This is a genomic window from Sphingobacterium phlebotomi (genome assembly GCF_008180195.1).
Classification (GTDB): Bacteria; Bacteroidota; Bacteroidia; order Sphingobacteriales; family Sphingobacteriaceae; genus Sphingobacterium; species Sphingobacterium phlebotomi.
In genome coordinates, this window is record NZ_VTAV01000003.1 from 341,004 (window position 1) to 365,273 (window position 24,270).

Here is a 24,270-nt window from a genome sequence, read left to right on the forward strand (position 1 = left end):
ATTGTAGTGTCAACCTAGTGCGTTATTGTTTCTTCATAACGTCTTCGATGCGGTCCTCAAGAACAGCTCGATGCCATTCATCCATGATCTCTCTCGCGACCTGGTCTTTGTTTTCCATATCATTCAATACAGCTTCCGTGATACGATCGAAAAAAACCGAATATCGCTCCAATAATTCTTCGCTTTCCAATCGGGTTAAAATGCATTCTACCATAAAAGTGTTTGCCCAACGGTCGGGGTTCATGGGGTTGGCAATGAAATACGGAATGGATACACTGTCTATAAATTTTTGTAGCACATCGTGGGGCTCCAGGTCAAATATTTCACACGCTTGTATGAAATCTGGTTTGAAATCCAATTTATTTATCTTATTCTCCATCATAATATTGATTTATCTTTTCTTCAAAAACTTCTTCTAATCGTGCGCGGTAAACGGCTGTCCTTTTTTCTAAATCGCGGATAAAAAAATAGCGGACATCAAACTCCTGTAAGTCCAAGATCAAATCTTTGAAACCTAATGTATTGATGTGGTCTGTGTCCATTAAATGTCCGTAGCCGTGCTGTACCCGTATATAAAATCCGAGCGCGGCGTTATAAACTAACTTATCGAGGTGTTGGCGAGCGTACAGGTCTGCGAGCGAAATGCACTGCATCAAAGCATTGATATATACTGTAGGCGAAAATTGATGGATTAGGCACACCAATAAGAAGTCCTTGGTAAGTGTCAGCTTTGTCTCTTCATTGAGATACAGGTAGGGCTTATGCTTAATGTGGGGCGAACAGACCCGGTAGAGTTTATCTGTGATTTTCCTGCCTTTTTCGCGCTTCATCGTTTTGCTGTAGCTTCTGTTCATCGATAGTTTTACCAAGCTCCGAATATGAGGTAAGATTGTCTTGCCATGTTCTCCCAACGTCTGTTTGCCTTTTAAATCCGGTTGTGCTTTTGTTATTTTATCGTCTGACTGCACAAATGCTTTCGTGGCCAGGTCATATTCGCTATCGTCGTGCATAAACAGATTTGCAAACGAGACATGACGGATAATGAGCTGTAGAAAATCCGGCACCATAATCCCAAAAGCTTCGCATGCAATTCGGAAATCCATCGGTACATCCAGAAATTCAGTTTCAATTTTATTCATAGCGTATTAAATTGTTGTTTTGTGAATGTGATCGCGTCTGTTATGGATACGCCGGGATGAAGCCCATATTTATATCCGTAGCTTCTTCTTTTCGTCCTTTTGAGCGGCGCCTTTCCTTTTCTTCCCCAAAGTTTATCAAGCTCTGCTTGCAGATAACGCGGTTTTATACGCATCTGCAAGATAGACTCTACATGATTATGCAGATCATTCGGCGGGATGGGTTTGTTAAATAATCCTTCTTCTATCAGCAAGCGTAACACTTCCCGACAGCCTTCTACCTCCATGCTGACCGAGTTGGTAAATTGATCGGAGTACTGAGGATGCTCTTCGACCAGTTGAAAAATTGTTACGGTTTCTCGTTCATTGACATATCGATCCATTCGGTGGTATATCGCCATTTCGTCCTGCCAGCTATGCATCTCATGCTCCATCTCTTCGCGAACATGCCCTTCGTGTAGGAGGAAGTTCGGGTGTTGAAATACTTGACGTAAACTCCCGTAGAGATCCATACTGAAATCTGTGGCTGTAAGGGATTCAATGTCCGAAATAAAATGATCATCTTGCCCTACAAGGAACGTCAGCTCGTCAGTGGTATAACCACGGCTGATACGGTTCAGCATCATACAGTAGACGAATCCGCAGTAGAGCGGAGAACACGTTATACGCGTCTTTCGAGTACCATTTGCATCATGTAATTTTTCCATTTCTTCGGTTTTAAAAAGCATACCCGCATAGACACCTTGGGCTCCGAAGGACCTGCCCAGCTGGTAGCTTTCTGTTTGTTTAGTTCCATATGTAAGTCCGACAGGAGCACCGCGCCAGATACCGTGAGAATACGGGCCTCCTGCGGACTTTTATTTGGATAGCTTTTTAACCATTATCTTGCGCAGCCTCCATTGCCGAAGGTAACAGGGAATCAAGCTCGGTTGCGCTGATTGCCTGCTTTTTAATTTTTTCAATAGCATCAAAGCAGAGCCGATCAAACAGATCAGCCAATTTCTCTGCCTGCAGGCGATAAAAATCGGGGGTTATTTCTTCCAAAGAATCCAGTAAATCTGGATTCCACCATAGTGTTTTGGGATGAAGCATGAGATGCAGCATTTGACCTCGAAGCCCGCTTTCATCTAACAAGTAGTCCACTACCTGTCCGCCGACCACCCGTGTCCAATCCAGCAGCTCGTCAAGGTTCTTCGTTTTCGGGATATACCCTACGGCTACCCTCAGAATGCTGTTTGCGCCAATTTCCAAAATATTGCGTAATAGCAAAAGACCGGTGTCAGCAAAAAGAGGTTGTGCATCTCTAGCCGTACTGACTAAGTTATCCATAACTGTCTTGCCTCTTTTCCATAGCTTATCCGCACGTTCTCCTTCCTGCTGCCAGTCGATATCACCTAAATCAAAAGCAGGTTCAAAAGTCGATTTCCTACGCAGTACAGACCCCTTCGTCCATACCATATGCATAAATCTGTTTCCTTCCGCCAAGCCTCTTTCTACATACTGGAGATCCAGGAAAACCACCATCGCACTCGCTACACCCATCTGCATGGTTTTAAAGGTAAAAGGCCCCGTATTCTTCATCAGTACGACCAGATACAGCTCTACCTTCACACCCGCTCGCTCCTCATTGGTCTCCAAGCGGAATGGACTGCTTCCCGAAAAGCCACCGGTATGGTAATTTAATAGGCTTATCTGTTCGGGATTGTGGTTAGACCGAATCTTATCCAGTATTGCATGGACGTCATCCTTGTATTGTTGTAACCAGGGGAAACTGGAAAAGTCCTCGCTCCTTATATGTGTGGTACCATCGACATTTGCTATAGCCGGTTTTACCTTCTTCTTTTCTTCCGCTATCTGTGCCTGCTGCGCGGCCTGTTCCAAGCGGACCTGCTGTTCTGTCTTCAACGCGTCTAGAAAAAACTGATACAGTATTTCGATGGCTTTGGATATCTCACAGCACTTATCATATAGATATGACGCATCGAAAGCGGTTATCTCCAAATCCCTATTTTGCTTCACTGCGTGATAGCCCTTGTCAAGCAGTCGAAATGTTTCTATATCGATAAAAACTTCGCTCAACAAAACCTTTTTGAAAGCAGGTATATGGTTGCTCAGCGTCCGCATTCTGTTCTCTAGGTTGTGCTGATTATTCGCATTGCCCTGTATCATAGCCTGTGGCAGACGCAGAAACGATTCCAAACTTTGATGCACCATAAAGGTGGCTTTCAAGTAATTGCCATGCTCCGCAAACTTCAATGCCCCCTCCCGAAATTCCTCACCTTCTTTTTTCATCTTGATTTGCCATTGATCGGCCAATTCAATAACACCACCAATCTCATTAGCGGTAAGCGATTTCGTCGCCTTACGCGGTGACCGGTATATTTCATGCTTTGGTAGGGAAGCGTAAGCATAGTAAAGTCCTCCATGGCGAACTTTGTTGCGCCATTCACCAAACGGGATCAACTCAAAGGATAGATTATCCATATCAATGAGGCAAAGCTCAATAACAGGCTTCATCACCTTTGGGGAAACACCGTCTTCGGGTTTCATGACCAAAATCAAGTGCTGATGGTCGTTCCCTAAAAAAGAGTACGAGAAGAGAAAAATACGATCCAAGTCCATTCGTTGAACCAACCGCTCTACTAAAAGTTGTTTATCGATTACCATAATCCGATTTATAAAATTGCTAATTGTATAGTTTTTCTATACAAATGTATTAATTAACTTTCAATAAAAAAATTATTTATACATTTTTTCTATACGTTCAGTAGTTTTAAGCAAACCATTGGATAGAAAATATGACAGCGTTAGGTGAATTTTTAGCAAAGCGATCGGTAAATAAGTCTATGGTAGCTAGGCGAACAGGGCTCAGTAAAGCCCGTATAAACGAACTTACATTGAATGCTTCATCTCATTTGCGGGCAGAAGAATTATATCTTATTGCAAAAGCAATAGACGCAGATCCCTGCGAAATGCTGCATAAGTTATACGGGCATCTGGAACTTGTCAGCGAAGAAGAATGACATATCAAGAAATCTTATCCCAGGAAATACCGGGCGATCGCTGATTAAGATAATGTGCCAACAGCGTATTTTTATCCGAAGAAAGTGATGGGTCTTCCTTGAATAACTCGATAACGCTATGACGCGCCTCCGTTAGAATGGCTTGGTCGGAGGCAAGATTAGCGATTTTCATTTCGAGCACACCAGACTGTTGTGTGCCGGAAATATCACCAGGTCCACGGAGCTGCAAGTCGACCTCGGCAATCTCAAAGCCATCCGATGTGCGTACCATGGTTTCCAGTCGGGTCTTCCCTTCTTTGCTCAGTTTATGCGTTGTCAGCAAGATACAGAAAGATTGCTCTGCCCCCCTTCCTACACGTCCGCGGAGTTGATGCAACTGCGATAGTCCGAAGCGCTCCGCGTTCTCGATGATCATCACCGAGGCGTTTGGCACATTGACACCTACCTCAATAACGGTCGTGGCAACCATAATTTGCGTTTCACCTTTTACGAAGCGTTGCATTTCAAAATCCTTATCCTTGACCGGCATCTTACCATGCACAATACTAATTTTATACTGTGGTAACGGAAACTCTCGCTGTAGATTCTCCAGACCTGCTTCGAGATATAGCAAATCCATCTTTTCACTTTCTTTAATTAACGGGTACACCACATAAATTTGTCTTCCTTTAGCAATCTCTTCACGCATAAAGCCGAATACCCGCAGACGTTGATTCTCGTAGAAGTGTACGGTTTTTATAGGCTTACGTCCCGCGGGAAGCTCATCGATAACGGAAATATCAAGGTCGCCGTACATGGTCATGGCCAACGTTCGGGGAATAGGTGTTGCCGTCATGACCAACATGTGCGGCGGCACAATATTCTTACGCCATAGTTTTGCTCGCTGCTCTACACCAAAGCGGTGTTGTTCGTCAATAACCACGAAACCGATGTTTTTAAATTTTACCTTATCTTCAATGAGTGCATGTGTTCCGATGAGGATATCCAACGTCCCATCTTCTAATTGTTGATGTATCAATCGTCTTTCCTTGATTGGCGTTGAACCCGTTAACAACTTAACCGTACAAAGCTCATCGCCGAGCAGCGCGCTGATTCCTGCAAAATGTTGCTGTGCCAGAATCTCGGTCGGTGCCATCATACAAGCTTGGTAACCATTGTCGATGGCTATGAGCATGGACATCAAAGCCACGACGGTTTTTCCCGATCCTACATCTCCCTGTACAAGCCGGTTCATTTGCGCTCCCGTATTCGTGTCTAGTCGAATTTCCTTAATGACTCGTTTTTGGGCATTGGTTAACGGGAAAGGAAGCCGCTCATTAAAAAATGTGTTGAATTTATCACCTACCTTGTCAAAACGGTGCCCTTTATATTTTTGGGTGTTTAACTGCTTGTTGCGTAATAATCGGAGTTGAATAAAAAACAATTCTTCGAATTTCAATCGCCAAACGGCGGCATTTAAATCTTGCGTATTTTGAGGAAAATGGATGGATAGCATCGCTTTTGGATAATCCATTAATTTATGCTTTTCCAGTAAATAAGAAGGAAGAGGTTCTTGCAGTGTACTGAAAACCGTTTCTAAAGCTGTCTGTTGCAATCGCTGCAGGCCTCTGGTATCCAGATTAAATTTTTTGAGTTTTTCGGTAGAGGAATATACCGGCTGCATGGTTAGGTTACCGATTTTCTTTTCCTGTGCATGGAACAATTCCATTTCGGGGTGTGTAATGGAAATCTGACCGTTAAATTCAGCCGGTTTACCATAAATAATATAAGCAGACCCAACTTTCAAGCTTTTTTTAAGCCAGGTGATGCTTTGAAACCAGACCAGCTCAATGCTTCCGGTATCATCCCGGAACTGTCCAACCAGCCTTCTTGCTCTTTTTTCTCCAACTTCCTGCATGGAAATAAGACGTCCCAAAACCTGCGCACCGATCATATCGGGATGCAATTGACGAATTTTGTGAAACTGTGTGCGATCGATGTATCGAAAGGGGTAATTGGACAATAAATCCCCAATAGTAAAAATCAGCAGCTCTTTTTTAAGCATATCCGCCTTTTGCGGACCTACACCTTTTAGGTATTCTATCGGGGTTATTACAGATAAATTAGCCATTCCTAAGAATGGCTAATTTACGAAATATTGTTTAATTATCAGGGGTTGGGAGCCATCGTAAATAGCTCGGGTTTACCGTGCACACAGCGAACCCCTGTAGGAGCTGTTACGAACATACAGTCTGAGGCAACATCATATTTCTTATTATATTCTGCTTCCAGTCGGGTATACTTTTCAATCAACTCAAGTAATTCGCCAGATTCATCAACTGCCTCCGGATAAGGAACGTATTCCTGCGGACCGCCACAGGCTTTGCTTCCCAACGCTTGGGGGCGCCAATCTTCTGCGTTTTCGCAAGGTATAGCGTCTATCTGATCCAATATTTCTTGCCGCATATCGGCTAATTTTTTACGGTCGGTCTCTTGGTCGTTACCGATTTCTGAATTCTCACAGGCATATACAATTCCGAGCGTCATCAATAACATTAAAAATCTTTTCATGGCATATATAGTTTATTACATATAAAAAAGAACGTACATTTTATATAAAATGCTACGTTGTGTGCTGTTAGTTAACGAATAAACAAATTTTTGTACCATAACGGATTGTTGTCGTAGCAAGCCTAATTTGTTTTTGTTTTCACTACAGGTTTACCGTCTTCACAGACAACACCATCGAAAGCCTCATAGGTGCGCTCACTACAGTCTGGCTTTTCTTTATTGATAATATTAGCCCGATGGGTATTGTACAACTCAATATCGGTTCGTATAGCTGGCTGAGCGTGTGTCTGCTTAACTGGAATATAGGAATAACCACAATCTTTATTGAGCAAAATAGCGTATGTCCAGCCTTCATTGCTTTCACAAGTTAATTCAGACAAATATTTTTCAATACGGGGATAGATTTCTGCTATCTCTGCATAGCTTTCTTCCACATCCAGGTCACTAATAAAAACCAAAGAGGCCTTATTATCCTTGCATTCCATCCGTAACGGTGTATAATAGAACCATATGTCGTTCCAACAAGGATCAATGATAACGCCTTGCTTTATCATCGCATTTGTGTGTGCTCGGTCGAAATAGAGATAGTCTGCCCATAGCTTGTCAAATTCCTCTTTTATGGAGGGATGCATAGGGAAATGTGTCGGAGCGCAGCTATATGGTTCTCCGTGTGTAAAGACAGACCATTCACTGATATCATTACAAGCAGTATGGGCAATAAGATTGTCGATTTCTTGTCGTTTTTCAGCTGCCAAATCGGACCATTCTCCGACTGTTTTTTCTTCTTTTTTGCAACTGAATAATAGGGTGAATAGTGCTACAAAAAGTAATATTCTTTTCATCGTTTATATTATTTAGTTAAGTTAACTCTATAAACGTAGAGAAAATATATAATGCTACACAGAACAATGAATTCATTGTGTTTGAATTACCGGCCACTTTTGCCCTTTATAAACTTTTTTAACGTGCCCCAATTAAAAAGAACAATAGCAAATAAGATGAAAGTATAGGCTACATATTTATGTGGCGCAACAGGCTCTTGGAAATAGACAATCGCTAAAGTGAATCCAATTAATGGATTGACATAGAGAAGTACACCTGCAGTGGAAGATGATATGCGTGTCAACGCATACATGCTGAAAAATAACGGAATAATAGTGAAAATAACGGCTATTGTTAGTATACTAAACCAAAAAAAGGGTTCCTTAGGAACAGCATGTTGATTAATAAACAGCTTAGGAATAACAAACAAAGCACAAAGTGTTAGTTGAAAGACTAGTGTATTCAGCTTGTCGAACCCCTGCGATGCACGTTGAATTATTAAATAGAGGGCATATAAAGAAGCAATGCTTATTGACCAGAGCACATCTATAAACGAACCGGACGCTAATGTGACTGCACTGATCAGTGCAATACCGAGAGCAACTCTCTTTAAGGGGCTTAATTGTTCTTTAAGGATGAAAAAGGCTGCTATGGAGGTAATAAGTGGGCAAATGAGATATGCAAACGCCGCAGATTGTACGCTGATGTGATTAACGGCATAGATGTAAGTAAACCAATTACCAAAAATCAGCACAGAAGCTAATACGGTGAGCCCAATGGTTTGGTTTTGCCGATAGCGTGGTAACTGTTTAAAGACTGCTATATCTCGTTTTAAAAACTCGAATCGGAATAGAAAAATAAATAACCATAGTACGATGAGCGCAATCAGAATGCGATAGTATAGAATATCTTCTGCCGGATATTCCTTTACCCATCGTACCGGAATAGCCATAAATCCCCATATTAAGGGAGCCAAAAAAGCCGCAAGAAAATAATTCCTGCGACTTTCTGTTTTCTGCGGTTGTTGTTCCACGCACTAAGCTTTCCAGGCAATAACGGATATTTCTACATTAACGTTTTTCGGAAGTGTCTTGACGGCTACAGTTTCACGTGCAGGCTGATTCTCTGTGAAATATTGTGCATACACCTCGTTGATGGTAGCGAAGTCGTCCATATTCGAAATGAAAATGCTAGCTTTTACAACATCGTTTAGCGTATACCCAGCATGTGTTAAGATCGCCTGCACATTTTTTAAAACCTGATGGGTTTCATCTGCTACGCCACTAGTAATTAATTCCATCGTTTCGGGAATCAAAGGGATTTGCCCGGAAACATATAATGTATTTCCTGCTTGGATCGCTTGGTTATAAGGTCCGATTGCTGCCGGCGCATTTCCGGTATTCAATATTTGTTTGTGTGACATGATTTATGTTGCTTATGTGTTAATTACGGAAAAACACAAGATAAATAACCTCAATAATAAATATCATGATCGCTGTGATATTCATTATCCGCATGGCTTTTCTGTTAAATCGGGAGGATTTGGAAAGCTCCGGTTGGGTTTCATGTGTTTTCATTACGCTAATTTACAATGGAAAATCTAAAAAATCAAAAACAAGCGTATCAATCTCTTTCATAATTTCTGTAGGTTTATATACTGGTAATTTCAAAGAATAAAAATATTCAAATGGAAGCAAGGAAAATCGCGTTAGTGAACGGACACATTTTTAATGGGAACGATAGTTTTGTGGATCATGCCCTCGTTATACAAGGAGAGAAGATCATCGGAATATGCCCTACATCCGCTGTTCCTACAGAAGCAGAGCGAATTGATGTCGAGGGAGCGAATATCTCTCCAGGACTTGTTGACTTGCAGGTATATGGTGCCGGCGATGACCTTTTTTCAGCCGAATTGACCATGGAGAGCATCGCTCGGATTGAGCGTAGGCTGCTAGCACAGGGATGTACTTCTTTTGTGTTGACTTTAGCAACGAATACAATAGCGGTATTTAAAGAGGCGATCCGTATATTTAGTAACTACCAACCTCAATCAGCCATAGGGTTACATCTGGAAGGACCGTTTCTCAATCCTATAAAAAGAGGCGCGCATCCTGCTGAGCTCATTGTATCGCCATCCGTCGAGTTAATAACGGATTTGCTGGATGCAGATCAGGACGCCGTTAAAATGATAACAATTGCTCCCGAACAAGTCGATGCGGAGAGCATGGACTTGCTTTTGCAACGTTCGATACTGCTTAGTGCAGGGCATAGCGCGGCCAGCTTTGAACAGGGCATGCAGGGCTTCGATAAAGGCATAAAAGCGGCCACCCATCTTTGGAATGCGATGTCGCCCTTTCATCATCGTGACATTGGACTCCCCGGGGCTGTGTTTCGACATCCAGAAGTTTCTGCATCCATTATCGTAGATGGGATACACGTGGATTTTCAGGCAGTTAAGATTGCCAAAGAATTGATGGGTAGACGTTTGTTCTTGATTACAGATGCGGTAGCAGCATGCGATAAAGGTATTTATCAACACGTTCTTAAGGACGATCATTATACCTTACCCGACGGAACACTTAGTGGGTCTGCACTTTCGTTAATTACAGCTATACAAAACTGTGTGAAGTACGTTGATATACCCTTGGAAGAAGCTATCCGTATGGCGACTTGCTATCCCGCAAATCTAATAGGACGATCCGATATAGGCAATCTTGACGCAGGGTCATTAGCAAACGTTTTGGTTTTTGATGCTGACTTTAATGTGCATGCTGTGTATTTCAAAGGTGAAAAGGTTGTGGTTTAACATTTGCATATGAATAAAAACATTAGTTTTGTACCCTATGAAATATCCACGGGTTGTAAAGCACAAATACGAATAGAATAATCTGGATATTCCATATGGCCTTTAAAATAAAGATGATTTACATATGAAATGGAGACCGATAAAAAATACAGCAATAGTCGCATTGATTTTATCTACGGTGTTGTTTTCTTGTGCTTCCCGTAAGAACAAAAGAGCTGCGAAGGAATTGAAGTCGCCGGCGGTAGAAATAGTGGTTGCGGAAAGTAATGAGGCGAAGGCGGCAAAAAAAGCCGAAGCAGCTGCTGTTCCGGTAGATGCGAAACCTATTCCAGCAGCAAAGCCTGTCGTCGAAGAAAAGAAACCCGTAGTGGAAGTTCCTTTGCGGGTTGATTTACCAGAGATAGATAGAGAATTTAGAGGAGCTTGGGTCGCAACAGTCGCCAATATAAATTGGCCAACGAAGGGAAATTACTCGACAGAAGCGCAAAAACGAGAAGCCATACAGTTGTTGGATTTGTTAAAAGAGAACAATTTTAATGCGGTGATATTTCAAGTCAGACCCTCTGCAGATGCGTTGTATGATAGTCCGCATGAACCATGGTCCTATTTTTTGACAGGGGAAATTGGTAAACGTCCAAACCCCTACTATGATCCGCTGACTTTCTGGGTGGAAGAGGCGCATAAACGCGGATTGGAACTTCACGTATGGCTGAATCCCTATCGTGCGCACCATTCCACGGGTGGAGCGGTAACCAGCGAATCTATGGTACGCAAGGGATCCGATATGGTCGTTCGGCTCAAAAATGGCATGTACTGGTTTGATCCGGCAAATCCCAAAACGCAAGATCATGCGGCGAGAGTGGTGCTGGACATTGTGAAGCGGTACGATATAGACGGTGTTCATTTTGATGACTATTTTTATCCTTATGCGAGTTACAACGGAGGTGCGGATTTTCCTGATGATGCTTCGTGGAATGTCTATCGCAAATCAGGAGGAACATTGGCGCGGGCAGACTGGCGCAGGGATAACGTGAACCGTTTTATAGAACGCGTGTATAAGGAAATAAAAGCCGAAAAGAATTTTGTAAAGTTTGGCCTGAGTCCATTTGGGATATGGAAGCCGGGCTATCCTTCCGGTGTAACAGGTTCTTCCCAATATGACGAGCTGTATGCAGATGCCAAACTGTGGTTAAATAAAGGATGGATAGATTATTTTGCACCACAATTATACTGGCCTATTGATCCCCCGAGGCAAAGCTTTACGTCTCTTTTGCGATGGTGGGAATCGGAAAATACACATAAGCGGCACCTTTGGCCCGGGTTAAATACGGTGGAAGTAAGAGCTCCAAACAGACCACAGGAAATTGTGAGACAGCTTGAGGAAACCCGCAAACTGATCCCTAACAGTGTGGGTGCTATACATTGGAGTATTGCCGGATTGACGAAAAGCCCAGGCATGGTGCAGGCGGTGAAATCCGGGCCTTATAACCGACAGGCCCTGATTCCGAGATCACCGTGGCTTGGTGCTAATCCACTACTGACGCCAAGTTTGTTATTGACAGAAGAAACCAGCAGCATATTTGCGAAGTGGCTTCATAAACAACCCAATGAAGTCTTTCAGTGGGTTGTTTATGCACAATACGGGGATATATGGGAATATGAGATAGTAGACGGTCAGCAAACAGAGAAGAGTTTTCCGAAAGTTAAGAATGGGAAACCGTTGAAAACCATCGCTGTAAAAGCCATTGATCGGCTAAGTAATGAAAGCGATTATATAGCTAAAAAGGTATTATAGACCCTCATAAAATTTAAAAAGACTTTTAAAAAAGACGCTATCGATAAAAAAAAATAGCGTCTTTTTTCTTGTTTTAATTTTTCTTGTTTATGTTTGTTATAGAAACAAAAACGCATAAATATGAAAAGACTTGCCCCTGTATTACTCTTTTTTGCGCTAACTTTCACAGCATGTGCTGGCGGAAACACGCAAAACAGCGATAAAAGCGCAGAGATCGATACGACCTCAGAAAAGGACAGGATAATCCCTGCTGCTGATCAACTTTCTGCTTATTTGCCTTTGTTAAAAGGAAAGAAAGTGGGGCTCATGGGAAACCAGACTTCGGTAGTGGGAGAGGAGCAAGAACATTTGGTAGATGTGTTGTTACGGGAAAATGTAGATTTGAAGTTTGCCTTTGCACCCGAGCACGGATTTCGCGGGGATATCGAACGTGGGGAAAAGGTAGATAATACGGTTGATAAAAAAACGGGACTTACGCTGCACACGTTGTATGGTGAAAATGCGAAGGCAGATTCTATCGTAGGATCGGTGGATGTGATGATTTTCGATTTACAGGATGTAGGTGCTCGGTTTTATACGTATGTAGCCTCTATGCATCGGGTGATGCAGCTTTGTGCAAACCAGGGCAAAAAAGTAATTGTGCTAGATAGACCAAATCCCAATGGAGATCAGGTAGATGGCCCAGTACGAAAAGACGACAAATTTAAAGCGAACATTAGTTATCATAAAATTGCCATGATCCATGGGTTGACGGTAGGCGAGTTGGCAAAAATGATTAATGGAGAAGGTTGGTTGGATGGCGGTAAACCCTGTGATTTGGAAGTGATTCCCGTAAAGAACTGGGATCATAGCACACCTTATGAGCTACCGGTGGTGCCATCACCTAGCTTACCAAATTATCCGTCTGTAAGATTATACATGTCGCTTTGTCTTTTTGAAGGAACGGATATCAGTATAGGCCGGGGTACAGATTGGCCTTTCCAGGTAGTGGGCTATCCCGATCCGGTATTCGGCGAATTTACCTTTACACCGGGTACACGGCCGGGAATGGCAGCACACGTAGAACAACAAGATAATTTGTGTTACGGAATTGATTTACGGGATGTAGACGCCGTCAATGAAAAATTTACCTTGAAATACTTGTTGGATTTTTATAATAAAATGCCTGATAAAAGCCAGTTTTTCGCGCGTCCAGAGTTTTTCGATAAACTTGCCGGAACCGATGAATTACGGAAACAAATTCTTGCCGGTAAGACGGAAAGTGAAATTCGCGACAGTTGGGCAGAAGATTTAAAATCCTATAAGGAAATGCGGGCAAAATATCTGATGTACGCTGATTTTGAATAAATAATAAAACAAAAACACGCCTTTGTGCGTGTTTTATATACTATAAACTAACTTGCTATGCGAAAATCTTTACTATTTTCTGTTGCATTTGTGCTAACAACGGTATCGTTTGGTCCGTTGGCCTATGGGGCAGGGTATCCTATCGGCGAGGGTAAACCTCCGGTATCCGTTTCCGATATCAACATCCAAAATGCGGTTACCGGTCGTGTGACTGGGGCAGAGGGCCCTCTTGCCGGTGTAACGGTGGCTGTGGTTGGTGGAACAACTTCCACCAGTACCGATGCAGAGGGGGGCTATTCCATCCAAGCGCCGGTCGGCGCAACATTACGGTTTACGTATCTGGGCTATCATTCCCAAGATGTTGTCGTTTCTGGTAATACACTGGATGTGAATTTGGAAGCCGAAGACACGACATTGGACGAAGTGGTCGTCGTAGGATACGGCTCGCAGCGACGTTCGAATATTACCGGAGCTGTGTCCACCGTGGATACCGAGAAAACATTTGAAACGCGCCCGATTACTGATGTGGGGCGGGCTTTACAGGGGGCTGTCTCCGGTTTATCCGTTTCGACGCCAAGCGGAGATTTGGGAGGCGACCCGACTATTCGGTTACGCGGTGTCAGCGGATCGTTGCAGACACAGGGCGGCGCGTCGCCATTGATACTGGTGGATGGGGTAGAAGTACCGAGTCTGTCCATGATCAACCCTACGGATATTGAAACCATGTCGGTCGTCAAAGATGCCTCGGCCGCCATTTATGGATCAAGAGCGGCATGGGGTGTTGTCTTGATCAAAACGAAATCTGGAAAAAGAAATACAAAGACATCCATCAACTATTCCAATAACATAGCCCTTCAGAAACCGACAACAACACCTGTTATTGCGGGAGGTGCAGAAGGGGCGAGAGCAGGGTTGCTCGCGCAACAGCGGACGAACCCCTCGCTAACGGGCTATAACAATTTAGGCACCCGTTACGATGACTACGCCATCGAGAAAATGGAAGAGTGGGAACGCCTATACGGAGGGCAAAATCTAGGTTTGGAGATGGTGGAAGGACGAGATTGGGAAGTGAAAGACGGATTTCTTTATTTCCACCGGCCATGGGATGCAGAAAGTATGTTTATGCGCGACTTTACACCGCAACAAAACCATAACCTGAGTATTACCGGCGGATCGGATAAAGTAAATTACAACGCGGGATTTGGATTGGTCTCCCAAACGGGTATATTGAGAGAAAACCCCGATAAATACAACCGATATAATTTTAATCTCGGCATAAATGCCGATCTAAATGACTGGCTCACAGGTTTTGCGAAAGTTTTGTATTCGGCTTCGGATGCGAGTAAGCCTTATTCCTTTAATGGCGACGTGTACGAGCCCATATTTTACATGTATCGTTGGCCAAGAAATTTCCCTTACGGAACGATCGACGGATTGCCCATGCGCAATACAATTACTGACGTGCAACAAGCAAATATGAATGTCAGAACGCTGAACATGACCCGTATGTCCTTTGGAGGGCAAGCAACCATCATGGAGGGCTTGACCTTGGATGCCGACTATACCTATTCGCAGTATCTCAATCGGTTTGATACCAATGGTGGTAGCGTAACGGGCTGGGACTTTTGGAACAAAACAGATTTTGATTACGTAACGTATACGGGTGCGACGCACGACCGAGCCAGAAAAGACCGTAGCATCAGTACGCGACATGTCGCGAATATGTACGCGACCTACGATAAAAGCTTTAACGACGCACACAACTTTAAGTTTATGGCTGGGGCGAATGCCGAGCTAGCCGAATCGGACAACGTTTGGGGACAACGACTAGGACTGTTGGATCAGAATTATCCACAACTAGGTTTGGCAACGGGCGATCAGACAGCAAGTTCGGGTGCATCGCATTGGTCCACACTCGGCTTTTTCGGGCGTATTAACTATGATTACCAAAATAAATACCTTTTCGAAGTACTGGCTCGGTATGATGGTTCCTCTCGATTCAATAAAGAAAACGTTTGGGGCTTTTTCCCGGCGATGTCTGCCGGATACGTGCTTTCTCAAGAAGAGTTTATGGATTGGTCTAAACCCTACCTGGATTTCTTAAAAGTAAGAGCTTCCTGGGGTAGTGTTGGGAATCAGACCGTGCCACCGGGATTATACCTCTCTACGTTGAGCCAGGCCGCAACGGGCTGGTTGGTCGACGGGGTGAACCAGAATACGATGGCCACACCGACTATTGTATCCCAAAATTTAACATGGGAAACAGTGACCACACAAGAGATTGGGGTCGATGCGGCATTTTTCCAGAATAAATTTAACGTGACGTTCAACCGTTTCAGAAGGACGGTATCTGATCTGATTACCGGCGGTGTGGTGCTACCATCAAGCTTTGGAGCTCTTTCTCCATTGCGTAACTTTGGGGAAATGCAGACCAACGGTTGGGAATTGGAACTAGCCTATAACCACAGCTTTAGTAACGGCTTGAATATGCGGCTGGCGGGGCAATTGTCCGATTTCAAAGAAACGATTACCAAGTTCGATGGACAGGCTCAGGTAAATGTCAATGGTACCTCCACCAACTACGAAGGTAAACTTATCGGTGAAATTTGGGGTTACGAAACAGATCGACTTTTCCAGTTGGACGACTTCACGGCTAACCCAGATGGAAGTTATACCTTGCGAGACGGGATACCCTCACAAGCCTATTACGAAACGGCAACGTTTAAATTCGGCCCTGGTGATGTGAAATACAAAGACTTGGATGGTGACGGCGTAATTGGTATAGGAGACGGGACGGTACAAAATCCAGGTGATCGAAGAATCATCGGTAATTCCAATCCAAGGTATCAATATGGTTTCCGCGCAGATTTCGACTATAAGGGATTTGATTTAGGCTTCTTCCTGCAAGGAGTCGGCTCACGCGACATTTGGGCAGGAGGAGATTTTGTCGTGCCCGGATGGAGACCGGCGGAGGCTTGGTACGCACACCAAATGGATTATTGGACGCCAGAGAATACCGGTGCTTTTTATTATAGACCAACCAATCAGAATCAGAGTAATACAACCCTTAACCATATGCCGCAAACGAGGTACCTTATGGATATGTCTTACCTACGGTTGAAAAATCTAACATTTGGGTATACGTTACCTTCATCGGTGATGGATAAGGCAAAAATTTCGAAGCTACGGGTATTCTTCTCGGGCGAAAACCTGTTGGAATTTGATAATTTAGACGTTCCGGTCGATCCAGAAATAGATTACACCGTGGCAGGAAGGGATGATTCCAATGCTTTTGGACGATCAGGTGATGATCTAAATACATTCGGTCGCGTCTACCCGTACCGCAGAACATTTTCATTAGGGCTTCAATTAACTTTTTAGAGATGAAACTACTTAAATATATAGCCATAGCAGGTATTTTATCGATGACATCCTGCTCTAAAGATTTTTTGGGCGATGATTTTTTGACAAAAGATCCGCTAGATCAATTGACGGACCCAGCATTCTGGTCATCCGAAAACAACATCCGAACCTATACCTTTGGTTTTTATAACTCTTATTTCAAAGGATATGGCAGTGGTTTTGGTAGGGGAGCGTTATACGACGGGCAGTTTATCAACGATGATTTTATACCGATAAGCCCGAATGAAATCGTTGTGGACGAGTTTGTGATCAACGTGCCCACCTCGGGAGGAGGCTGGTCGCCAGTTTTACCTGCAAACCAGATCCCCACGGGCGTAACCTCTTATTACTCCCGTATACGCAAAGCCAATCACTTTATTAATAGTGTGCCGATTGCAGAGCTCGCTGAAGAAGTTCAGAACCACTGGCTGGGTGTCGGGCGATTCTTCCGCGGTTTAGAATATGCAAATTTTGTCAATGCTTTCGGTGATGTGCCCTATATTGACCACGTGTTAACGGAGGACGACCCCGACTTATATCGTCCACGTGACTCGCGCGTTTATGTCATGGACAAGGTGTTGGAAGATTTCAGGTTTGCCGCCGAACATGTACGTGCCAGCGATGGACCAGCGCAACAAGCCATCAACAAATATGTGGTGTTGGCCTATATGTCCCGGGTATTTCTATTTGAAGGAACCTGGTTGAAATACCATGGTATAGACGAAGCGAAAGCAACGGAATATCTCGAGGCAGCAAAATGGGCCGCTGAGCAGGTGATCACGAGTGGTGCTTTCTCGGTTTCTAATAATTATCGCGATTTGTTTGCTTCGGAGTCACTTAAAGGAAACTCCGAAGTTATCCTGTTTAAAGAATATGCAGAAGGCATTTTGTCGCATAGTGCGATGTCGTACAACAACCTGGAACCGCAGGCCGGAATGTCAAAAAATGCACTAGATAGCTATCTATTGTCAGACGGACTGCCTATCGGTTTGTCGTCGCGTTACGAAAATGACCGGACGGTAGCCAATGCACTGCGTGATCGTGACGGACGCTTAGTGCAAACCATCGCACCGGAACTCCGCATGATGAATGTGAGGAGCAACTTTGCCCTTTCAGGATACGCCGTACAGAAATTTCTGAACGTAAGCCTCCGGAATGAAACCGTGGGAACCGGTTCCTTGAATATTACCGACGCACCGATTATCCGCTATGGCGAAGTGCTTATGAACTATGTCGAGGCTGCGGCAGAACTAGGGGTGCTAACACAAGACGATCTGGACAAAACCATCAATGTTCTTCGAAATAGAACCGGAGTGGGCCTGCCGCGTTTAGAGTTATCAGGTGGCCGTCCTGCCGTAAATGGGGCGCCGTATGACGATCCCGCCCGCGACCCGAGTGTTCCTAGCCTTCTTTGGGAGATAAGACGTGAACGTCGATCCGAGCTCATGTTCGAAGGACTTCGGCTGAACGATTTACGGCGGTGGAGAAAGCTGGAATACGCCGATACCGATAGAAATCCAACGAACAATAGAGGAGCTTATATTGTAAAAGCAAATTATACGCCTGAACAGTTGAATGGTATCACGATAGATGGTACAAATGAGGGGTATATCATACCGTCAGCCTCTATTAAGAGGACGGTGGAGGAAAAGTTTTACCTCGATCCGATTCCGCTGGACCAGATTTCACTTTATGAAAGTAACGGCGTGGAGTTGGAACAAAACTTCGGTTGGCCAAGAAAATAGCTATTGCATTTTGTATTAGATAAAAAAAACACGCCTTTGTGCGTGTTTTTTTTTGTTTTGACAAAATCACTTAAAAAAAGAGCAAAAAAGTTTGTTTGTTTTGTGTTTTTGTTTATATTAGTGCAGGTTTTAGCGTTTCTTGCTTAAATTATGATAAAATACGCAAGAAGCAAACCTTTTATGAAGTAATCATTATTAAAATAAACTAACTAACTAGCTATGCGAAAATCGTTATTATTTTCTGTTGCTTTAGGGTTGATTGCGACGACGGGAACTGTTGCGGGGGAAGGGCTTCCGGCTGGGAGAGAGACTCCTTTGCTATCGGACAATGTCGTTCAAGACATCGTTAAGGGAAGGGTCACAAGTGCTGATGGGTCGATAGCAGGAGCTACTATTGCGGTAATTGGAACGACTGTTTCGGCAGCAACAGACGTAGATGGAAACTTTTCTATAAGAGCCAAAGTTGGCGATGTCCTAAGAATCACGTATATCGGCTATGTGACTCAAGAAGTGAAAATCGAATCGGCTACTGTTCTGGTTACACTTCTGCCTGATGATGGTGCGATAGAAGAGGTGGTCGTAACAGCGTTGGGTATCGAGAGAAGCAAGAAAAACCTTACCTATTCAGTTCAACAAGTCTCTGGAGACGATTTGAGGGCTGCAAATCAAGGAAATATTCTTAACGCTCTGCAGGGACAGGTTGCAGGTGCCCAGATTTCTTCGTCAGGAGGTTCTCCTGGACTGCCTACCGAGATTATTCTTCGCGGATCGACGACTTTAACAGGCGATAATCAGCCTCTAATGATTGTCGATGGTATTCGCGTAAACAATTCCTCTTCAAATGGAACAGTTAATCGTATCGCAGATATAAACCCTGAAGATATCGAAGATATTTCTATCTTAAAGGGTGCTGCAGCCGCCGCGTTGTATGGGATTGATGCGGCTTCCGGTGCTGTTATTATTACCACTAAAAAAGGGAAGGCCGGTGTTATGCAGATTGGCGGTACTTACAGAGCTTTTGTAGAAACGATGGGCAGATTACCTCGTCAGCAACAAATTTATACTACAGGCACTGGCGGTACGTATGACGAATCTTCTGGATCTTCGTGGGGTAGAAAATTTAGATATGATGAGCCTATCTATAACAACATCGAAAGATTTTTTCAGACCGCATTAACACACGATGCTGGCATAAATATCAACGGCGGTTCTGAGAATCTACAATATTATATGTCTGGTGGATATAGAAAGGCAGGATCGATGGTGCCGAATACACATCAGGATAAAATAAATTTCTTAATGAAAGGAACAGCGAAGTTAAGTGACAAAATCAGTGTTACGGCTTCTGCTAATTACGTACAGAATAATATTCAAGAGGGATTGGGTGGAGCAAGTGCTGGCGGATGGATTAACAGTATCTTGACCTATCCGTTACGTTATGACATTTTACAATATGAAAGACCGAATGGAGAGCCGTGGTATGCTTATAAGGAACCCGAAGATGATGGTAGAGATGCACGAATCTCTCCGATGTGGGGCGTAATGCGAAATCCTAGAAATAACAACGTAGATAGGTTTATTTTGAACGGTAGTATCGATTATAAGCCGTTAGATTGGTTAACGTTAAACTATCGTTTAGGACAGGATTATACAGCCTCTAAATACAGAACAGTCACGACCCCTGGGACACCCGGGGCAGCAAACGTCTTCCAAGGAAGAGTGACGGAGTCTAATGCTAATTCGAAATACGTTACTTCTACCTTTAATGCGACTATACAGCGTCAGTTTTATGATGATTTTGAAGTTTCTCTGATTCTCGGCGCCAACAGTGATTATTATGTGTCGGATGGTTTGGCATATTCAGCGGAAAATTTGTTGGTGCCAGATATCTTTTCGCCTAACGTAGTTGATCCAAATAACAAAATTCTTACGGATAATCTAGCTTCACGTCAACGTTATGCTGTTTACGGTGATCTAAGCTTATCATACAAAAATATGTTAACGTTGGGTATAACTGGTCGAAATGATTGGACATCAACATTGTCTCCACAACATCGACAGTTCTATTCGCCATCTTATTCGGGCAGCTTTACGTTTTCGGAACTCATAAATCCTGATATGTGGTATGGTAAATTGCGTATGAGTTACGCTAAAGTAGGGAAGGATGCGCCAATTTTTAGAACGAATACAAACCTTAGGCAAGTTACTACTGTCGGCGGTGGATTTGTGGTGGATGCGACAGGTGGAAATCCCGATTTGCGTCCTGAGCGCACGTCGGAATTTGAGGTGGGGACAGAACTCGGATTCTTTAATCGCCGGTTGAATGTTGACTTAACGTATTATAAGCGGGAAAGTATCGATATGATTATGACACCGAGAGTTCCATTACCTTCCGGATATGTAATTATGACGTTTAATGCCGGATCGTTATGGAATAAAGGCTATGAGGCGTCAATCAATGTCATTCCTTTTAGAAATGAAAATTTTACTTGGAGCACAACGGTGAACGCCTGGAAAAATATCTCTAAGATGATGGAGTTTGCAGGGGATATCCAGACCTTCAAATATACGAATGCCCAATTAAATGCGGGATCTGCTGCGACCACATTGGATGAACATGTGCTAGGAATAGTCGGCCGAGACTATCAGCGTACTGAAGAAGGGTATGTTATCATAGGTAACGACGGATACCCTCTTATTGATGACATTGAAAAGTCAATAGGGAACCGAGAACCGGAATTTAATATTGGATGGTTGAATAGATTCAGTTACAAAGGATTTGACTTGTCGTTTATGTGGGATTTTCGATTCGGAGGGGATATTCTCAACGCGTCGCGTCAACGTATGATGTCAGTTGGTACCGGTTATGACGTGGGGCAATGGCGGGATAAAGAATTTGTGTTTAATGGTGTTGTCGCGCAAGAAGACGGCTCATATGTCAGAAATGAACAACCCGTGGTATTGAATTACAGCTTCTTTGCAAATAACTATTATCAAGTGGGAACAAACTTTGTCGAAAAAATAAACTGGGCCCGTGTGCGTTATATCACGCTTGGATATACGATCCCGAAGAGTCTTTCTTCAAGATTGGGTGTAAAGAGGTTAGGTTTGGAATTGTCGGCACAAAATCCATTCGTCATCACGAATTATTCCGGAGGAGATCCTGAAGTGAATAGTGCTGGTCCGAATGCCGGAGGCTCCGGAGCAAGTACAATGGGTGTTGACAACGGTGCTATTCCGTTGCCGAGATCGTTCTCTTTTGGTTTAAATATTGGACTCTAAATTAAAAAGTCATGAAAATATTCGTTAAAGGTTTTTCAATCATATTGGGTATAGTAGCGCTTTCGGCTTGTAACAAGTTGGATTTAAATTATAATCCGGTTCAACCCGTGACGGTCCCATCCAGCCTACGCTTACCTGCTATTCAAGCCAATCTAGCTTATTCGTTATATGCGCAGGCCCGGTTTGCTGCGTATCACAGCTACTATGTAACGACTAGAACAGGGAATAGCAACGCGCAGACAGATACTTGGAACTATAATAATATCACGCGTATGGGGGCTTGGAGATGGCATTATTTTGATGTTGGTTCCAATATTTCCGGACCAGCCGGTATGCTATTGAGAGCAGAAGAAGACGGTGATAACAATTATATTGGAGTTGGGAAGATTATGTTGGCATTAAGTTTCTTATCTGCTACTGACGTTTTCGGCGATATGCCATTTGATGAGGCTTACTCGGGATCTTTTAATCCATTATACAACACACAGGAGGAGATTTATGCTGGTGTAGAGCGATTGTTGGACGAAGGTATTGAAGAGCTTCAAAATGTTAGTTCCTCAGCAAGTTCCATGAACGCTAATGCTGATTTGATCTATCAAGGCGATTACCGGAAATGGATAGCGCTGGCAAATGCTGTACGGGCGAGAATGAAATTGCATACGGCTAATTTTACGAACGGCTATCAAGAGTTGGTGACACTGATCAATGCAACGTTGACTGATTTTGAAGATGCAGTATTTCGTTATCCCGGCACCAGTACATCCAATTGGGAAAAGAATTTATGGGGAGAAAGCCGACCCAACCCCGAGTGGCAGTTTGCGGATATTCGTAACGATTTACTAAATTCCTTACCGACAGATGTATTAATGAAAACGTTGACCATTGATGAGGACGCCGGTCTCTATGACCCGAGACTCTATAAGCTTACAACGCCCGGGACAAATAATAAATACCTTGGCGCAAAAATGTCTGAAGGTTTGCGGGATAATGCGCTGCCATCGGGGACAACCTATCAAGATTTTGCTAATTTATATAATGGATATTGGACGGCCGATAGCTCTGCCTATCCTTATATGATCGAGGAAGAATTGTATTTTATCAAGGCAGAAGCCCTGTATTATCTAAATGATAACCAAGGCGCTTTAACGGCCTATAAACAAGGGGTGGAAACGAATCTAAGACGCTTGGGGATAGAAGAGGGGCAGATTATTAATTTCTTAGGATCTTCGAAATTAGCACAAACGGCAGAAAACTTGAAAATATCAGATATTATGATGCAGAAATGGATCGCACTTTATCTACAAGCGGAAAGCTGGGTGGATATCAGACGTTACCATTATAGCGTGGATGCATACCCCGATCTTTATTATCCTCGTTTCGCGTTAGCAGAATGGGGCGGGCGGTATATCCAAAGATTTGTGTATGACCCCCAAACAGAGTATATCTATAATCCGAAAGAAATTTCCCGTTTAGGGGCCGATAAGAGAGATTGGGTTTTTACGCCGCTTTGGTGGGTCGAGAAATCTACATTGGCAGGTAACTAATGAAAGTAATTTTAAAAAATTTATTCTGATGAAAAAAGTTATTCTATATACCATTCTGTTTATTACAGTTTGCTGGTCAAGCAGTTGTGAGAAGAATGATCCTATAACAGAATTGGGAACCACAAATGAGGAGTTTTCAGCTCAGATAAGTATGAGTTTCAATAATACAAGGCCGGCTATCGGTGATACCGTTGCCGTAACAGTTTCTACATGGCAACGAGATGATAGGTTTGATAAAGTCGAATTTCACGAAACTATTTTTGAATCGTTCGGAATACAATTGAGTTTGGAAAAAGGGACATCAATAGATACGAAAGATATTACATCTAACAACAGTACATTTTCTACGTTAATTCTTACAGATACCATCAAGAATATGGCGGTATGGAATGCGGTTTTGTCTAACGATCTGGACAAATATTGGGTAACCGCATCTAATAATTACGTTATTCGGTTCGAATATGAAGTGGAAAGATTGGATGGAAAATATCCGAGTGACAATACGCTAATTTCCAGTTTATCCGATGTTGATTTTGCCATTCTGAAAAGTATACTAGCCTATAACATTACAAAGGAGGATTACTTATTGCTTTTCCCTGAAGCGCCACAGACGCATTTCACGAATGGAGGGACTTATGTCTTGACGCAGGTGGGAATTAATAATCTTAAAGAAAACTTAGCAAAAGAGAAACTTATAGCGATAGTAAGTAATATTGCAAAAAAAGGAACCTATAATGTACGGATCGACGCAAGTGTTACTACGCCAACAGGAGCCGTAACATCAGCGACACCACGTACATTTGAAAACAATATTTAGC

General features: G+C 43.2%; 18 protein-coding genes. 9 read left to right on the forward strand and 9 right to left on the reverse strand.

Features of this window, described 5'->3' with window-relative positions; all coding sequences use genetic code 11:
- Positions 1–22: 22 nt before the first annotated feature.
- From FXV77_RS07725 to FXV77_RS07740, 4 genes are all read right to left on the reverse strand, one after another.
- Positions 23–382: a hypothetical protein gene (locus FXV77_RS07725; protein WP_148918639.1), complete on the reverse strand. Its 360-nt coding sequence runs from the start codon at positions 380–382 to the stop codon at positions 23–25.
- Positions 369–1,139: a hypothetical protein gene (locus FXV77_RS07730; protein WP_148918640.1), complete on the reverse strand. Its 771-nt coding sequence runs from the start codon at positions 1,137–1,139 to the stop codon at positions 369–371. Before FXV77_RS07730 ends, FXV77_RS07725 begins: the two co-directional genes overlap by 14 nt.
- Positions 1,136–1,843: a hypothetical protein gene (locus FXV77_RS07735; RefSeq protein WP_148918641.1), complete on the reverse strand. Its 708-nt coding sequence runs from the start codon at positions 1,841–1,843 to the stop codon at positions 1,136–1,138. The genes FXV77_RS07730 and FXV77_RS07735 overlap by 4 nt, the downstream gene beginning before the upstream one ends.
- Before the next feature lie 166 nt (positions 1,844–2,009).
- Positions 2,010–3,803: a hypothetical protein gene (locus FXV77_RS07740; RefSeq protein WP_148918642.1), complete on the reverse strand. Its 1,794-nt coding sequence runs from the start codon at positions 3,801–3,803 to the stop codon at positions 2,010–2,012.
- Between the two features lie 131 nt (positions 3,804–3,934).
- Here FXV77_RS07740 and FXV77_RS07745 point away from each other — a divergent pair, with 131 nt between their 5' ends.
- Positions 3,935–4,159, forward strand: coding sequence for a helix-turn-helix domain-containing protein (locus tag FXV77_RS07745; protein ID WP_148918643.1), 225 nt, complete (start codon positions 3,935–3,937; stop codon positions 4,157–4,159).
- A gap of 4 nt (positions 4,160–4,163) precedes the next feature.
- Here the strand turns inward: FXV77_RS07745 and recG are convergent, their stop codons facing one another.
- From recG to FXV77_RS07770, 5 genes are all read right to left on the reverse strand, one after another.
- Positions 4,164–6,269: an ATP-dependent DNA helicase RecG gene (recG, locus tag FXV77_RS07750; protein ID WP_148918644.1), complete on the reverse strand. Its 2,106-nt coding sequence runs from the start codon at positions 6,267–6,269 to the stop codon at positions 4,164–4,166.
- Between the two features lie 38 nt (positions 6,270–6,307).
- Positions 6,308–6,709 carry a hypothetical protein gene (locus FXV77_RS07755; RefSeq protein WP_148918645.1) on the reverse strand — a complete coding sequence of 134 codons (402 nt, stop codon included), beginning with the start codon at positions 6,707–6,709 and terminating at the stop codon, positions 6,308–6,310.
- Positions 6,710–6,831: 122 nt separating this feature from the next.
- Positions 6,832–7,551 carry a hypothetical protein gene (locus tag FXV77_RS07760; RefSeq protein WP_148918646.1) on the reverse strand — a complete coding sequence of 240 codons (720 nt, stop codon included), beginning with the start codon at positions 7,549–7,551 and terminating at the stop codon, positions 6,832–6,834.
- Positions 7,552–7,637: 86 nt separating this feature from the next.
- Positions 7,638–8,564, reverse strand: coding sequence for an EamA family transporter (locus tag FXV77_RS07765; protein WP_246162345.1), 927 nt, complete (start codon positions 8,562–8,564; stop codon positions 7,638–7,640).
- Between the two features lie 3 nt (positions 8,565–8,567).
- The gene (locus FXV77_RS07770) at positions 8,568–8,954 is read right to left on the reverse strand and encodes a RidA family protein (RefSeq protein WP_148918647.1); all 387 of its coding nucleotides are present in this window, start codon (positions 8,952–8,954) and stop codon (positions 8,568–8,570) included.
- A gap of 264 nt (positions 8,955–9,218) precedes the next feature.
- Here FXV77_RS07770 and nagA point away from each other — a divergent pair, with 264 nt between their 5' ends.
- The 8 genes from nagA to FXV77_RS07810 all read left to right on the forward strand — a co-directional run bounded on the left by nagA (position 9,219) and on the right by FXV77_RS07810 (position 24,269).
- Entirely contained in the window at positions 9,219–10,337 is a 1,119-nt protein-coding gene (nagA, locus tag FXV77_RS07775; protein ID WP_148918648.1) for an N-acetylglucosamine-6-phosphate deacetylase, read from the forward strand.
- A gap of 124 nt (positions 10,338–10,461) precedes the next feature.
- On the forward strand, positions 10,462–12,132 hold the full coding sequence (locus tag FXV77_RS07780; protein ID WP_148918649.1) for a glycoside hydrolase family 10 protein: 1,671 nt from the start codon (positions 10,462–10,464) through the stop codon (positions 12,130–12,132).
- 120 nt (positions 12,133–12,252) lie between these two features.
- Positions 12,253–13,479, forward strand: a complete 1,227-nt coding sequence (locus tag FXV77_RS07785) for an exo-beta-N-acetylmuramidase NamZ family protein (RefSeq protein ID WP_148918650.1) — start codon at positions 12,253–12,255, stop codon at positions 13,477–13,479.
- Positions 13,480–13,536: 57 nt separating this feature from the next.
- Positions 13,537–16,860, forward strand: a complete 3,324-nt coding sequence (locus FXV77_RS07790) for a SusC/RagA family TonB-linked outer membrane protein (RefSeq protein WP_148918651.1) — start codon at positions 13,537–13,539, stop codon at positions 16,858–16,860.
- A 2-nt stretch (positions 16,861–16,862) separates the two neighbouring features.
- Positions 16,863–18,626, forward strand: a complete 1,764-nt coding sequence (locus tag FXV77_RS07795; RefSeq protein WP_148918652.1) for a RagB/SusD family nutrient uptake outer membrane protein — start codon at positions 16,863–16,865, stop codon at positions 18,624–18,626.
- Positions 18,627–18,845: 219 nt separating this feature from the next.
- The gene (locus tag FXV77_RS07800; RefSeq protein ID WP_148918653.1) at positions 18,846–21,908 is read left to right on the forward strand and encodes a SusC/RagA family TonB-linked outer membrane protein; all 3,063 of its coding nucleotides are present in this window, start codon (positions 18,846–18,848) and stop codon (positions 21,906–21,908) included.
- Between the two features lie 11 nt (positions 21,909–21,919).
- Positions 21,920–23,452 carry a SusD/RagB family nutrient-binding outer membrane lipoprotein gene (locus FXV77_RS07805; RefSeq protein WP_148918654.1) on the forward strand — a complete coding sequence of 511 codons (1,533 nt, stop codon included), beginning with the start codon at positions 21,920–21,922 and terminating at the stop codon, positions 23,450–23,452.
- A gap of 28 nt (positions 23,453–23,480) precedes the next feature.
- Positions 23,481–24,269, forward strand: a complete 789-nt coding sequence (locus FXV77_RS07810) for a hypothetical protein (RefSeq protein WP_148918655.1) — start codon at positions 23,481–23,483, stop codon at positions 24,267–24,269.
- Position 24,270: the final 1 nt, after the last annotated feature.

Coding starts and splice junctions, on each gene's coding strand:
- FXV77_RS07725 (WP_148918639.1), bottom strand. CDS start 382: ATGATGGAGAATAAGATAAATAAATTGGATTTCAAACCAGATTTCATA.
- FXV77_RS07730 (WP_148918640.1), bottom strand. CDS start 1,139: ATGAATAAAATTGAAACTGAATTTCTGGATGTACCGATGGATTTCCGA.
- FXV77_RS07735 (WP_148918641.1), bottom strand. CDS start 1,843: ATGGAAAAATTACATGATGCAAATGGTACTCGAAAGACGCGTATAACG.
- FXV77_RS07740 (WP_148918642.1), bottom strand. CDS start 3,803: ATGGTAATCGATAAACAACTTTTAGTAGAGCGGTTGGTTCAACGAATG.
- FXV77_RS07745 (WP_148918643.1), top strand. CDS start 3,935: ATGACAGCGTTAGGTGAATTTTTAGCAAAGCGATCGGTAAATAAGTCT.
- recG (WP_148918644.1), bottom strand. CDS start 6,269: ATGGCTAATTTATCTGTAATAACCCCGATAGAATACCTAAAAGGTGTA.
- FXV77_RS07755 (WP_148918645.1), bottom strand. CDS start 6,709: ATGAAAAGATTTTTAATGTTATTGATGACGCTCGGAATTGTATATGCC.
- FXV77_RS07760 (WP_148918646.1), bottom strand. CDS start 7,551: ATGAAAAGAATATTACTTTTTGTAGCACTATTCACCCTATTATTCAGT.
- FXV77_RS07770 (WP_148918647.1), bottom strand. CDS start 8,954: ATGTCACACAAACAAATATTGAATACCGGAAATGCGCCGGCAGCAATC.
- nagA (WP_148918648.1), top strand. CDS start 9,219: ATGGAAGCAAGGAAAATCGCGTTAGTGAACGGACACATTTTTAATGGG.
- FXV77_RS07780 (WP_148918649.1), top strand. CDS start 10,462: ATGAAATGGAGACCGATAAAAAATACAGCAATAGTCGCATTGATTTTA.
- FXV77_RS07785 (WP_148918650.1), top strand. CDS start 12,253: ATGAAAAGACTTGCCCCTGTATTACTCTTTTTTGCGCTAACTTTCACA.
- FXV77_RS07790 (WP_148918651.1), top strand. CDS start 13,537: ATGCGAAAATCTTTACTATTTTCTGTTGCATTTGTGCTAACAACGGTA.
- FXV77_RS07795 (WP_148918652.1), top strand. CDS start 16,863: ATGAAACTACTTAAATATATAGCCATAGCAGGTATTTTATCGATGACA.
- FXV77_RS07800 (WP_148918653.1), top strand. CDS start 18,846: ATGCGAAAATCGTTATTATTTTCTGTTGCTTTAGGGTTGATTGCGACG.
- FXV77_RS07805 (WP_148918654.1), top strand. CDS start 21,920: ATGAAAATATTCGTTAAAGGTTTTTCAATCATATTGGGTATAGTAGCG.
- FXV77_RS07810 (WP_148918655.1), top strand. CDS start 23,481: ATGAAAAAAGTTATTCTATATACCATTCTGTTTATTACAGTTTGCTGG.